This window comes from Xanthomonas sp. XNM01 (assembly GCF_014851915.1).
Taxonomy (GTDB): domain Bacteria; phylum Pseudomonadota; class Gammaproteobacteria; order Xanthomonadales; family Xanthomonadaceae; genus Pseudoxanthomonas.
On the sequence record NZ_JACVAP010000003.1, the window covers coordinates 442,019 to 454,149 of the forward strand.

11 protein-coding genes are annotated in these 12,131 nt (G+C 69.6%); 6 read left to right on the forward strand and 5 right to left on the reverse strand.

The genetic code is table 11. The features are described 5' to 3' along the window. Nucleotides 1–68 precede the first annotated feature (68 nt). Nucleotides 69–1,193 (reverse strand): 4-hydroxyphenylpyruvate dioxygenase, encoded by a 1,125-nt coding sequence (gene hppD, locus IB242_RS13250; protein WP_343237144.1) that lies wholly within the window; start codon nucleotides 1,191–1,193, stop codon nucleotides 69–71. 85 nt (nucleotides 1,194–1,278) lie between these two features. Here hppD and IB242_RS13255 point away from each other — a divergent pair, with 85 nt between their 5' ends. Further along, nucleotides 1,279–1,791: a MarR family winged helix-turn-helix transcriptional regulator gene (locus tag IB242_RS13255; RefSeq protein WP_192280059.1), complete on the forward strand. Its 513-nt coding sequence runs from the start codon at nucleotides 1,279–1,281 to the stop codon at nucleotides 1,789–1,791. Nucleotides 1,792–1,884: 93 nt separating this feature from the next. Here the strand turns inward: IB242_RS13255 and IB242_RS13260 are convergent, their stop codons facing one another. The 4 genes from IB242_RS13260 to IB242_RS13275 all read right to left on the reverse strand — a co-directional run bounded on the left by IB242_RS13260 (nucleotide 1,885) and on the right by IB242_RS13275 (nucleotide 6,770). Further along, nucleotides 1,885–2,493, reverse strand: a complete 609-nt coding sequence (locus tag IB242_RS13260) for a hypothetical protein (RefSeq protein WP_192280061.1) — start codon at nucleotides 2,491–2,493, stop codon at nucleotides 1,885–1,887. Then, entirely contained in the window at nucleotides 2,493–4,016 is a 1,524-nt protein-coding gene (locus tag IB242_RS13265; protein ID WP_192280063.1) for an oligopeptide:H+ symporter, read from the reverse strand. The genes IB242_RS13260 and IB242_RS13265 overlap by 1 nt, the downstream gene beginning before the upstream one ends. A 188-nt stretch (nucleotides 4,017–4,204) precedes the next feature. Continuing rightward, on the reverse strand, nucleotides 4,205–5,785 hold the full coding sequence (locus IB242_RS13270) for an AbgT family transporter (protein WP_192280065.1): 1,581 nt from the start codon (nucleotides 5,783–5,785) through the stop codon (nucleotides 4,205–4,207). A 121-nt stretch (nucleotides 5,786–5,906) separates the two neighbouring features. Further along, entirely contained in the window at nucleotides 5,907–6,770 is an 864-nt protein-coding gene (locus IB242_RS13275; RefSeq protein WP_192280067.1) for a tryptophan 2,3-dioxygenase family protein, read from the reverse strand. A 226-nt stretch (nucleotides 6,771–6,996) separates the two neighbouring features. On the opposite strand from IB242_RS13275, the gene pdhA reads away from it, so the two are divergent. The 5 genes from pdhA to IB242_RS13300 all read left to right on the forward strand — a co-directional run bounded on the left by pdhA (nucleotide 6,997) and on the right by IB242_RS13300 (nucleotide 12,033). Continuing rightward, nucleotides 6,997–8,082 carry a pyruvate dehydrogenase (acetyl-transferring) E1 component subunit alpha gene (gene pdhA / locus IB242_RS13280; protein WP_192280069.1) on the forward strand — a complete coding sequence of 362 codons (1,086 nt, stop codon included), beginning with the start codon at nucleotides 6,997–6,999 and terminating at the stop codon, nucleotides 8,080–8,082. Nucleotides 8,083–8,167: 85 nt separating this feature from the next. Continuing rightward, nucleotides 8,168–9,154: an alpha-ketoacid dehydrogenase subunit beta gene (locus IB242_RS13285; protein ID WP_225540565.1), complete on the forward strand. Its 987-nt coding sequence runs from the start codon at nucleotides 8,168–8,170 to the stop codon at nucleotides 9,152–9,154. A 1-nt stretch (nucleotide 9,155) separates the two neighbouring features. Further along, complete coding sequence (locus tag IB242_RS13290; protein WP_192280073.1) at nucleotides 9,156–9,509, forward strand: SH3 domain-containing protein; 354 nt, start codon at nucleotides 9,156–9,158, stop codon at nucleotides 9,507–9,509. Nucleotides 9,510–9,520: 11 nt separating this feature from the next. Next, complete coding sequence (locus IB242_RS13295) at nucleotides 9,521–10,927, forward strand: dihydrolipoamide acetyltransferase family protein (protein WP_192280602.1); 1,407 nt, start codon at nucleotides 9,521–9,523, stop codon at nucleotides 10,925–10,927. Between the two features lie 344 nt (nucleotides 10,928–11,271). Beyond that, nucleotides 11,272–12,033, forward strand: a complete 762-nt coding sequence (locus IB242_RS13300) for an SDR family NAD(P)-dependent oxidoreductase (RefSeq protein WP_192280075.1) — start codon at nucleotides 11,272–11,274, stop codon at nucleotides 12,031–12,033. Nucleotides 12,034–12,131 lie beyond the last annotated feature (98 nt).

Consider the following 12,131-nt stretch of genomic DNA (forward strand, 5'->3'; position numbering starts at 1 on the left):
AGATGGACGCTGTGCGCCCGGCGCGCGCCTGGCCCTCCCGCCGTCGCGCACCGGGCACACAACCTGAGTCAGAGCACGCCGCGACGCATCTGGTCGCGTTCGATGCTCTCGAACAGGGCCTGGAAGTTGCCTTCGCCGAAGCCTTCGTTGCCCTTGCGCTGGATGATCTCGAAGAAGATCGGGCCCAGCGCGTTCTGGGTGAAGATCTGCAGCAGCTTGCGCTGTTTGGTCTCCACGTCGGCGTCGATCAGGATCTTGTTGCGGCGCAGCCGCTCCACGTCCTCGCCATGCGCCGGGATGCGCTGGTCGATCACGTCGAAGTAGGTATCGGGCGTATCCAGGAAATCGATGCCGGCCTCGCGCATCTTCTCCACCGTGGCGTAGATGTCGTCGGTGAAGCAGGCGATGTGCTGGATGCCTTCGCCGTGGTAGCTGTCCAGGTACTCGTTGATCTGCGACTTGGGGTCGGACGATTCGTTGAGCGGGATGCGGACCATGCCGTCCGGCGCGGTCATTGCCTTGGACAGCAGGCCGGTCTTGGCGCCCTTGATGTCGAAGTAGCGGATCTCGCGGAAGTTGAACAGGCGCTCGTAGTAGTCGGACCACGTCGCCATGTTGCCCTGGTAGAGGTTGTGGGTGAGGTGGTCGATGAAGGTCAGGCCGAAGCCGGCCGGCTTCTTCTCGGCGCCCTCGATCCATTCGTAGTCCGGGTCGAAGATCTCGCCGTCGTCGTTGTAGCGGTCGACCAGGTACAGCATGCAGTCGCCGATGCCCTTGATCACCGGCGCGGCCACCGCCTTGGTCAGCTCCTCCTCCGGCGCGAACGAAGCCGCGCCATTGCGCAGCGCCTGCACGCGCACCCACTCGGCGAGCTTGTTGAAGCGGATCGCGAAGCCGCAGGCGCTCGGGCCGTGCTCGGCTGCGAACCGGGCCGCGAACGAATCCGGATCCTCGTTGACCAGGAAGGTGCAGTCGCCCTGCCGGTAGGTGGTGATCCGGCGGCTGCGATGGCGCGCGACCGCGGTGAAACCGAGCTTGCGGAAGTAGTCGTGCAACAGGTCGCCCTGCCCGGCCGGCGCGGCGAACTCGACGAATTCGAACCCGTCGATGCCCATCGGATTCTCGAAACGGGTGACGTCCATGCCGGCGGCGTTGGCGGACTGCTGCGAGGGGGCTTGCGGTTGCGCGCTCATGATGGCTTCCTGACACCCAGTCGGGGCGGGTGCGATACGCCCTTTATAGTTTCCATTGAAACCACAAGCAAGGTGCCGTGCAGCAATGACCGAGCCGTCCGCTCCTGCCGTTCCCGATGCCACGTCCGTTCCGGGCCGCGAGGGCCATGCCCAGCTGGTCCTCGAGAACTTCCTGCCGTACCGGCTCAGCGTGCTGTCCAACCGGGTCAGCCAGACCATCGCCGACCTGTACAACCAGCGCTTCGGCCTGGCCATCACCGAATGGCGGGTGATGGCGGTACTGGGCCGCTTCCCGGGCCTGTCGGCCAACGAGGTCGCCGAGCGCACCGCGATGGACAAGGTCGCGGTCAGCCGCGCCGTGGCCCGGCTGCTGGAGCGCAACCTGCTGATGCGCGACATCCACAGCGACGACCGCCGCCGCTCGGTGCTGGCGCTGTCCGAGGTCGGCTACACCGTCTACGACGAGGTCGCGCCGATGGCGCTGGCCTGCGAGCAGCGGCTGCTGGCCACGCTGGACGACGAAGAACGCGCGATCCTGGACCGGCTGCTGTCCAAGCTGGCCGGGCCGGGCCTGGCCGCGCTCGCCGCCGGCGACTGACACCGCGCCGGCCCTGATGCAGAACGCCCGGCCATGGCCGGGCGTTTCGCGTTGAGGCAGATCACCGCCGCCGCTGGCGTGCGGCCGGCCGCCTCAGGGGGCCGGCGTGGCGGGCGCGGCCCACTGGGCGACGAAGGCCTCGATCGCCTTGCGGTCGGGCGTGCCGTCCGGCACCAGCGGCAGGCCTTCCTGCGCGTGCAGCACCTGGCCCTCCGCGTCGAGCACCAGCAGGAACGGCGCCGGCGCGTCGACGCCCGGGTAGGCCGACAGCAGGTCGGCATTGCCGGCTTCGGCGCTGCGGTCGATCCGGACCCAGACCAGGCCGGCGTCGCGCTGGCGGCGCAGTGCGTCGTTGCCTTCCAGGTAGGTGTCCAGCGTCTCGCAGGCCGCGCAGGCCGCGTCGCCCAGTTCCAGCACGATCCGCTTCCCGCCGCGACGCGCCTCGACCTTGGCCGTCTCCAGGTCGGCCCGGGCATCGCGCTGCGGGTCGAAGCCGGCCCCCAGCGCTGCGATCGCGGCCACGTCGGCGGCCGCGCGGGTATTGCCGGAAGCGACCGGCTGGCTCGCGTCGGCCACCACCGGCGGCTGCGGCGAGTCGTCGACCGGCCTGGGCGGTTCCGCCGTGCCCTCTCCCCCTGCACAGGCCGCCAGCAGGCCGACCAGAACGACGCACGCGGAACGCGGGACACGGCGGATCGTCATCACTTCACTCCATGCATCAGGCGGTTGACCAGCGGCGCGACCACGAACAGCAGCACGCCCGAGCCGACCAGCGCCCAGAACCCGAAGGTATAGCCGGACTGCGCCGAGGCCACGGTCATGCCGCCCTCGCCGCTGACCCGCCCGGCGAAGATGCCGGCCAGGTTGTTGCCGATCGCGATCGACAGGAACCAGCAGCCCATCGCCATGCCGGCCAGGCGCGTCGGCGCCAGCTTGGTGGTCATCGACAGGCCGATCGGCGACAGGCACAGCTCGCCGATCGACTGGATCACGTAGACCGCGAACAGCGTCCAGAACGGGATCTTGCCGCTGCCGTCGACCATGCTCGACAGCGCGATCATCAGCAGCAGGAACGCCAGGCCGTTGAAGATCAGGCCCAGGCCGAACTTGCGCGGGATCGACGGATTGGCCTTGCCCATCTTGACCCACATCCACGCCATGATCGGCGCGAAGGTGATGATCGCGATGGAGTTCACCGACTGGAACCACTCCAGCGGGAAGGTCCAGTCGCCGAACTCGCGGTTGACGATGCGGTCGGCGAGGAAGGTGAACGAGCTGCCGGCCTGTTCGAAGAACATCCAGAACAGCACGTTGAACACGAAGATCACCAGCATCGCGAAGACTTTGTCGCGGGCCACGTGGCCCTCGCGCACGCCTTCGACGATCAGCATCACCGCCGGGATCACGAACAGCGCCATCAGGATCGCCTGCAGCGCGTTGGCGTCGATGGTCAGCAGGAAGTAGAACAGCGGGATGCCGATCACCGCGCCGAGCAGCGCGACCAGGCCGACCCGGCCCAGGCTCTCCTGCCCCGGCGCCGGCAGGCCGATGCCCTTGAGCTGGCCACGGCCGACCCAGAACCAGATCAGGCTCAGCACCATGCCGATGCCGGCCGAGATGAACACCCACTGGTAATGCGGATCGTCGTTGGTGCCGAACACCTTGCGCGCCAGCCAGCCGGTGATGACCGGGGCGATCATCGCGCCGATGTTGATGCCCATGTAGAAGATGGTGAAACCGGCATCGCGGCGGGCGTCGCCCTGCGCGTACAGCTTGCCGACCATGGTCGAGATGATCGGCTTGAACAGGCCGTTGCCGACGATGATCGTGGCCAGACCGAGCTTGAACAGCAGCTCGGTCGGCGAGGCCAGCAGGAACAGGCCCAGCGCCATGAACACCGCGCCGATCAGGATCGAGCGCTGGAAGCCGACCAGCTTGTCGGCCACGTAGCCGCCGAAGATCGCACCGGCGTAGACCAGCGCCAGGTAGGCGCCGTAGAGCTCGGCCGCCGGCTTCTCGCCGGCCGCGTTGCCGCCGTGGAACTGCGCCACGATGTACAGCACCATCGCCCAGCGGATGCCGTAGAACGCGAAGCGCTCCCAGAACTCCGACATGAACAGCATCCACAGCGGCTTGGGATGCCCGAGGAACTGGGCGAATTCGGGTGGTGCGGGTGGCTGCGGCGGAATGGCAGCGACTTTGGGCTCGACGACGTCGGCGCTCATGGAATCCCCTGGGGAATGCGGTGCAGGACGGATGGGCCGGAGCCCGAAGTGCGGCGAGGATCACCGACGCCGGCGCCGCACGTCAATGCGAAGGCCGCCCGGAGGCGGCCTTCGTCATGCTCCCACCGCGGCCGCCGGCCGCTGGAACGGGGCCCGGAAACGGCGTCGGATCCGCGCTGGCCTGCCGGTCAGCCCGGTACGTAGTCGTAGCTGGCGCCGATGCCCAGCGGGATGCCCAGGCCCCAGAACGCCAGCAGGAACAACGTCCACAGCACCGACAGCGCGATCGAGTACGGCACCATCAGCGAGACCAGGGTGCCGATGCCGGCGCTGGTCACGTAGCGCTGGCAGAACACCACGATCAGCGGGAAGTACGGCATCAGCGGGGTCAGGATGGTGGTCATCGAGTCGCCGACCCGGTACGCGGCCTGGGTCAGGTCCGGCGACACGCCCAGCTGCATCATCAGCGGCACCATGATCGGCGCCAGCAGCGCCCACTTGGCCGAAGCCGAACCGATGAACAGGTTCACGATGCTGGTCATCAGGATCAGGCCGATGATGGTCAGCCACATCGGCAGGCCCAGCGCCTTCAGGAAATCCGCGCCCTCCACCGCCATCAGCGTGCCAAGGCCCGAGCCGTTGAAGCCGGCCAGGAACTGGGCGATGAAGAAGGCGATGACGATGTAGTACGCCATGCCGCTCATCGACTTGGTCATCGCCGCGATGATGTCGCGGTGGGTCTTCACCGTGCCGGCGACGTAGCCGTAGACCACGCCCGGCAGCAGGAACAGCACGAAGATCAGCGCCACGATCGACTGCATCACCGGCGCGGCGGCGACCAGCAGCGGATGGCTGCCCTCGGGCACGGCCGCGGGCGGTGCACGCCACGGCGAGGTCTCCGGCACCAGGCTCAGCGCGAACAGCAGCGCGGCGACCAGCATCGCCACCACCGCCCACAGCAGGCCGCGCTTCTCGGCTGCGCTCAGCGGCTCCATCTTCGGCAGGCTGGCCACGTCGCCGTCGATCGCGGTGCGGCGCAGGCGCGGCTCGACGATGCGGTCGGTGACGAACCAGCCGATCGCCACGATCAGCAGGGTCGAGGCGGTGGTGAAATACCAGTTGTTCAGCGGATTGACGATCAGCGCCGGGTCGAGGATGCGCCCGCCTTCCTGGGTCAGGCCGGCCAGCAGCGGATCGAGCGAGGACGGCACCACCAGCGTGGCCGAGAAGCCGCCGGACACGCCGCAGAACGCCGCGGCGATGCCAGCCAGCGGATGCCGCCCGGCCGCGTAGAAGATCACCCCGCCCAGCGGGATCACCAGCACGTAGCCGGCGTCGACCGCGACATGGCTCAGCACCGCCACCGCGACCAGCGCCGGGGTCAGCAACATCTTCGGCGTCACCGACAGGATCGCGCGCAAGCCGGCGTTGATGAAGCCGGTGTGCTCGGCCACGCCCAGGCCCAGCATCGCCACCAGCACCACGCCCAGCGGCGCGAACGCCAGGAACACCTTGACCATGTTGGCCATGAACGCGGTCAGCGACGCGCCCGACAGCAGGTTCACGATCTGGATCGGCTCGCCGTTGCGAGGGTCGATCGCGTCGAACTGCACGTTCGACAGGCCCCAGGACAGGGCCCAGACCGCCAGCATCAGCAGCAGGAACAGCATCGCCGGATCGGGAAGACGGTTGCCGATGCGCTCGATGCCGTCGAGAAGGCGGCCGGCCAGGCCGGTGGGCGCACCGGCGCCGGATGCGGGTTGATTCATGCGGAGGGGGCCCCTGGTTGCGATGGAAGCGGACGGCCACGCAATGCGCGTGCGTCCCAGGCCCGGACCATAACCGCGCCGGCGTGCCGGCGCCAACCCGTCGGCGCGTCGCCGGCCTGCCTCAGCGCGGCGAGATCGTGGTGCGGATCTCGAACAGTTCCGGGAAGAAGGTCAGCTCCAGCGCGCTCTTCAGGAAGTCCACGCCACTGGATCCGCCGGTGCCGCGCTTGAAGCCGATGATCCGCATCACCGTGCGCATGTGGCGGAAGCGCCAGGTCTGGAACTGGGTCTCCAGGTCGACCAGGTCCTCGCACAGCGAGTACTCGCGCCAGTAGCGGTCGGTGTCCTCGTAGATCCGCTCGAACACCGGCAGCAGCGCCGGATCGGACACGTGCGCCCGGGTCCAGTCGCGGTCCGGCTGCGTGTAGGCGGCGGGCACGGCATGGCCGAAGCGCGCCAGGTAGCGCAGGAACTCGCCGTACAGGCTGGGCGTCTCCAGCTCGCGCTGCAGCACCTGCTGGCCGGCCGGATCGTGGTCGAACACGCGCACCATCTGCGCGTTCTTGTTGCCCAGCAGGAACTCGATGCCGCGGTACTGCAGCGACTGGAAGCCGGACGAAGGCCCGAGCAGGTCGCGGAAACCCATGTACTCGGACGGCGTCATCGTCTCCAGCACCGACCACTGCTCGATCAGCTGGCGCAGCACCTGCTTGCCACGCGCCATCACCTTGCGGCACTGGCCGACCTGGTCGTCGCGCAGGAACGCGCGCGCGGCCTGCAGCTCATGCGCCAGCAGCTTCAGCCACAGCTCCGAGACCTGGTGCTGGACGATGAACAGCATCTCGTCGTGGTGCGGCGGGCTCGACAGCGGCTGCTGGGCGGCCAGCAGCTGGTCCAGCCGCAGGTAGCCGGCATAGGTGAGCCTGCCCTGCAGGTCGGTGTGGATGCCCGGTTCCAGCGGACGCTGGTTGTTGTCGAGGCTCATGCGTTGACGGCGTTGGACTGGGGCGGCAAGCGTACCGCAGGCGCGCCTGCGTGCCGGACCGGAACCTTCCGCCTGCCACCGGTATCAAAGCCGGGCGCATGTTTGCAGCGCTGCGCGCAAGTCACTGGAAACAAAGACTTGTTGCGACGCAGAGCGGCAAAACGTTGCGGTCTGCTTAACATGGCCCGCTTATCCTTCACCCTTTCAACGACAGGTGACGCACGCGATGACGCTCGCCGCGACCTTCGAAATCCAGTACCTGCAGTACCTCGGTGCGGACGGCACGCCGGTCCGTGAACTTCCCTCCCATTTCGCCGATCCGGCCAGCCTGGTGCCGCTGTTCAAGCGGATGCTGTTCGTGCGCACCTTCGACACCAAGTCGATCGCCCTGCAGCGCACCGGCAAGCTCGGCACCTACGCGCCCTGCCTGGGCCACGAAGCCACCCACGTCGGCATCGGCGCCGCCCTGCGCGAGGGCGACGTCTATGGCCCCAGCTACCGCGAGTACGGCGTGCTGTTCGAGCGCGGCGTCCGCCCGCGCGACATCCTGCTGTACTGGGGCGGCGACGAGCGCGGCAACGATTTCCCGCGCGACACGCCGGCCGGCATCGACTTCCCGTTCTGCGTGCCGATCTCCACCCAGTGCCTGCATGCGGCCGGTGCGGCGCTGGCGTTCAAGCTGCGCGGCCAGGCCCAAGTGGCCGCGGCCACCTGCGGCGACGGCGGCACCTCCAAGACCGACTTCTACGCCGCACTGAACTCGGCCGGCGCCTACAAGCTTCCGCTGATCCTGTGCGTGGTCAACAACGGCTGGGCGATCTCGGTCCCGCGTTCGGCGCAGACCGGCGCGCAGACCTTGGCGCAGAAGGGCATCGCCGGAGGCCTGCACTGCCTGCAGGTGGACGGCAACGACCTGATCGCGGTGCTCGAAGCCATGCGCCAGGCGCGCGAACGCGCCCTGGCCGGCGACGGCGGCACCGTGCTGGAGTTCATGACCTACCGGCTGTCCGACCACACCACCGCCGACGACGCCCGCCGCTACCGCGACGAGGCCGAGGTCAAGGACGCCTGGGCGCTGGAGCCGATCGCGCGCCTGCGCACCTGGCTGACCACCAGCGGCGTCTGGAGCCAGGAGCAGGAAGACGCCTGGAAGCTGGAGTGCGAGCAGCGCATGGCCGAGGAGGTCGACGCCTACCTGTCCACGCCGGTGCAGCCGCTGGAGGCGATGTTCGACCACCTCTACGCCGACCCGCCGGCCGACCTGCTGGCCCAGCGCGCCGCCGCGCTGGCCTGGGAGCAGCGCCATGGATGAGGTCCGACTTGCCACACCGGCGCCCGCGCCGGCCACTGCCAGCGATGCCGCCGCATCGCAGGCCGCCGCCACGGGAGCAGCGCCGATGACCACCCAGCCGATCACCCTGATCGAAGCCATCACCCAGGCGCTGGCCTGGGAACTGGAACACGACCCGTCCGTGCTGGTGCTCGGCGAGGACGTGGGCGTCAACGGCGGCGTGTTCCGCGCCACCGCCGGCCTGCTGCAGCGCTTCGGCGACCAGCGCGTGCTCGACACGCCGCTGGACGAGACCACGATCGCCGGCCTCGCGGTCGGCATGGCCGCGCAGGGCATGAAGCCGGTGGCCGAGGCCCAGTTCGACGGCTTCGTCTACCCGATGGTCGACCACATCGTCTCGCACGCCGCGCGCCTGCGTACCCGTACCCGTGGCCGCCTGCACTGCCCGATGGTGCTGCGCGTGCCGTGGGGCGGCGGCATCCGCGCGCCGGAGCACCACAGCGAGGCCAACGAGGCCATCTTCACCAACGTGCCCGGCCTGCGCGTGGTGCTGCCGTCCTCGCCGCAGCGCGCCTACGGGCTGCTGCTGGCCGCGATCCGCGACCCGGATCCGGTGATCTACATGGAGCCCAAGCGGATCTACCGCCAGTACAAGGAAGTGGTCGCCAACGACGGCGAGGCGCTGCCGCTGGACGTGTGCTTCGTGCTGCGCGACGGCACCGACGTGACCCTGGTGACCTGGGGCGCGCAGGTGAAGGAAGCGCTGGAGGCGGCCGATGCGCTGGCCGGCGAAGGCATCAGCGCCGAGGTGATCGACGTGGCCACGCTGCGTCCGCTGGACTTCGACACCATCGCCGAATCGGTGGCCCGCACCGGCCGCTGCGTGATCGTGCAGGAGGCGCCGCGCACCGCGGGCTTCGGCGCCGAGATCGCCGCGCGCCTGGCCGAGCATTCGATGTACGACCTGGTCGCCCCGGTCGAGCGCGTCACCGGCTACGACATCCACATTCCGCTGTTCCGGCAGGAAATGAAGTATCTGCCGAGCGTGGACAAGATCGTCGCGGCGGCCAGGCGCGCCGTGGCGGCGGGCTGAGATGCGGGCCCGTCTTCTCGGCCCGCACCGCAGCCAGTACCCGGATCCGGTCCGCTTCCGCCGCGGCGAGGTCGTCGGCCTCGGCGCGCGCGACGAGGAATGGCCGGCTTTCGCCTGGGTCACCTGTGGCCAGGGCCGCGCCGGCTGGGCACCGGTCGACTGGCTGCAGCCGCTGGACGACGGACGCGCGCGGGCGCTGCACGACTACGACGCCCGCGAGCTGGATGCCGACGACGGCGACATGGTGACGCTGCATCACGAACATGGTGGCTGGTGGTGGTCCGAGCGCGCCGACGGCGCGCTGGGCTGGCTGCCGGCACGCAACCTCGAACTGCTGGACGGGACCACACGATGAGCACGACCTCGATGAGCACGACCAAGAGCTTCCACCTGCCCGACCTGGGCGAAGGCCTGCCGGACGCCACCATCGTCGAATGGTTCGTCAAGGAAGGCGACACGATCCGCCTGGACGATCCGCTGGTGTCGATGGAGACCGCCAAGGCCGTGGTCGAGGTGCCCTCGCCGGTCTCGGGCAAGGTGACGAAACTGGCCGGCGCCGCCGGCGACGTGGTGATCACCGGCGCGGTGCTGGCCCAATTCGAGCTCGACCCGTCGGCGCCGCAGCGCGCCGAGGGCCAGGACACCGGCCATCACCATGGCCCGACGGCGACGAAGTGCGCGGCGGCGAGCGACGACGGCGGCCGGGTGCCGACCACGCCAGCACCGTCGCAGGCCGATGGCGGCACCGGCAGCGGCGAGCGCGACGATGCCGGCACCGTGGTCGGCGCGATGCAGAGCTCGGACACCGTGCATGCCGAGCAGGCCTCCGCCGCCGGCGGCGTACGCGCGATGCCGGCGGTGCGGGCGATGGCGCGCAAGCTCAAGGTCGACATCAGCCGCGTGCGCGGCACCGGCGCCGATGGCGTGGTGACGATGGCCGACGTCAAACAGGCGGCGGCCGATGGCAGCGCAGGCAGCGCTCACGCATCCGCGCCGCGCGGTGCATCCACTGCGGGCGCGACGCAAACCGCACCGGCAGCGAGCGCCGGCCAGGGCGCGGATCCGGAGCGGCCGCGCACCGCGCTGTCGGCCTCCGGCAGGCCGATGCGGACCCAGCCGCCGGGCGTGCAGGCCAGCGGCCAGCCCGAACAGCTGAAGGGCGTGCGCCGCAACATGGCGCGGGTGATGGCGGACGCGCATGCGCAGGTCGTGCCGACCACCCTCAACGACGATGCCGACATCCAGGCCTGGGCACCGGGCAACGACGTCACCGCGCGCCTGATCCGGGCGATCTGCACGGCGGCCAGGGCCGTGCCCGCGCTCAACGCCTGGTTCGATGGCAAGGCGCTGACCCGCACCCTGCATCCGCACGTGGACGTGGGCATCGCGGTCGACACCGACGACGGCCTGTTCGTGCCCGCCCTGCGCAACGCCGACCTGCTCGACGCGGCCGGCGTGCGCTCCTCGATCGAGCGGCTGCGCGCCCAGGTCGCCGACCGCTCGATCCCGGCCAGTGAGCTGGGCGGCTACACGATCTCGCTGTCCAACTTCGGCATGTTCGCCGGTCGCTACGCGACGCCGGTGGTGGTGCCGCCGTGCGTGGCGATCGTCGCGGCCGGCCGCGCCCGCTTCCAGATGACGCCGGAGATGGGCGGCTTCGCCTCGCACAAGGTGATCCCGCTGTCGCTGACCTTCGACCACCGCGCCGCCACCGGTGGCGAGGCCGCGCGCTTTTTGAAGGCGCTGATCGACGACCTCGCGCTGCCGCAGTGAGGCGGTGAAGGGTGAAGGGCCAGCAGCAGGAACGCACTGATTGCTGATGCGATGTGCTGTGCCGGCCATTGCGGTCTACATCAGTCAGCTCCGTGCCGTTCACCGCACGCCCCATCTGCCGACCTCTCCCGCCCGCGGGAGAGGTCAACGTGCAGCGCACATCGGGTGACGCCTGGATGCTGGCGGTGGCTGCGTGCTCAAGCTCAGCGATCTGCCTGGATCCGACGCTGCTCGGGCGACATCTAAGCTGATCGACCGCAGCTCGCGTTGGACACGACCCGGCAGGCGGTCCTGGAACGTCCCGCGCGATAATGCGCGACAGTCGACCAGACACTTGGAGCATCATGTCCCAGCCCTCCTCCCATTCCGGTCTCCGCGTCCTCGTCGCCGGCGCCAGCCGCGGGATCGGTTTCGCCATCGCCGATGCATTCGCACGCGAAGGCGCGTCGGTTTCGATCTGCGGACGCGGCCTGCCCGGCGTGACCGACGCGGCCGCGCGCCTCTCCACGCATGGTGGAACGGTGCACCACCGGCAGTGCGACCTCGGCGACATCGCCCAGATCCAGGCCTGGGTCGACGCGGCCGCCGCTGCCCTCGGCGGCATCGACGTGGTGGTCAACAACGCCTCCGGCTACGGCAATGGCGAGGACGACGCGAGCTGGCAGGCCGGCTTCGACATCGACCTGATGGCCGCGGTGCGCACCAACCGCATCGCGATCCCGCACCTGCTCGCCAGCGCCTCGCCGGCGATCATCAACATCAGCTCGATCAACGCCCTGCGTCCCACCCCGCGGGCGACCGCGTATTCGGCCGCCAAGGCCGCACTGAACTACTACACGGTCACCCTGGCCGCCGACTTGGCCCGCAAGCAGATCCGCGTGAACGCGATCGCCCCCGGCTCGATCGAATTCCCCGGTGGCCTGTGGGACCGCCGCCGCGCCGAGGCGCCCGAGCTGTACGCGCAGATCCGCGACCGCATTCCGTTCGGCGGTTTCGGCGCAGCCGAGGACGTCGCCCACGCGGCGCTGTTCCTGGCGTCGCGGCGGTCGCGCTGGATCACCGGCCAGGTGCTGGCGGTGGATGGGGGACAGACGCTGGGGAGTTGATCGGCGACCTTGTCCCGCGACCTGCCGACTCGCTCTTCGATTGCCGGCTGACTGTATCGGGATGGTGTCCAGCGCGCGCCCGATAGGTGGCACACGCC

Bases quoted from the DNA above. Each gene is read 5' to 3' on its own strand.
- IB242_RS13295 (WP_192280602.1), top strand. From the start codon at position 9,521: ATGAGCACGACCAAGAGCTTCCACCTGCCCGACCTGGGCGAAGGCCTG.
- IB242_RS13255 (WP_192280059.1), top strand. From the start codon at position 1,279: ATGACCGAGCCGTCCGCTCCTGCCGTTCCCGATGCCACGTCCGTTCCG.
- IB242_RS13300 (WP_192280075.1), top strand. From the start codon at position 11,272: ATGTCCCAGCCCTCCTCCCATTCCGGTCTCCGCGTCCTCGTCGCCGGC.
- pdhA (WP_192280069.1), top strand. From the start codon at position 6,997: ATGACGCTCGCCGCGACCTTCGAAATCCAGTACCTGCAGTACCTCGGT.
- IB242_RS13265 (WP_192280063.1), bottom strand. From the start codon at position 4,016: ATGAGCGCCGACGTCGTCGAGCCCAAAGTCGCTGCCATTCCGCCGCAG.
- IB242_RS13270 (WP_192280065.1), bottom strand. From the start codon at position 5,785: ATGAATCAACCCGCATCCGGCGCCGGTGCGCCCACCGGCCTGGCCGGC.
- hppD (WP_343237144.1), bottom strand. From the start codon at position 1,193: ATGAGCGCGCAACCGCAAGCCCCCTCGCAGCAGTCCGCCAACGCCGCC.
- IB242_RS13290 (WP_192280073.1), top strand. From the start codon at position 9,156: ATGCGGGCCCGTCTTCTCGGCCCGCACCGCAGCCAGTACCCGGATCCG.
- IB242_RS13260 (WP_192280061.1), bottom strand. From the start codon at position 2,493: ATGACGATCCGCCGTGTCCCGCGTTCCGCGTGCGTCGTTCTGGTCGGC.
- IB242_RS13275 (WP_192280067.1), bottom strand. From the start codon at position 6,770: ATGAGCCTCGACAACAACCAGCGTCCGCTGGAACCGGGCATCCACACC.
- IB242_RS13285 (WP_225540565.1), top strand. From the start codon at position 8,168: ATGACCACCCAGCCGATCACCCTGATCGAAGCCATCACCCAGGCGCTG.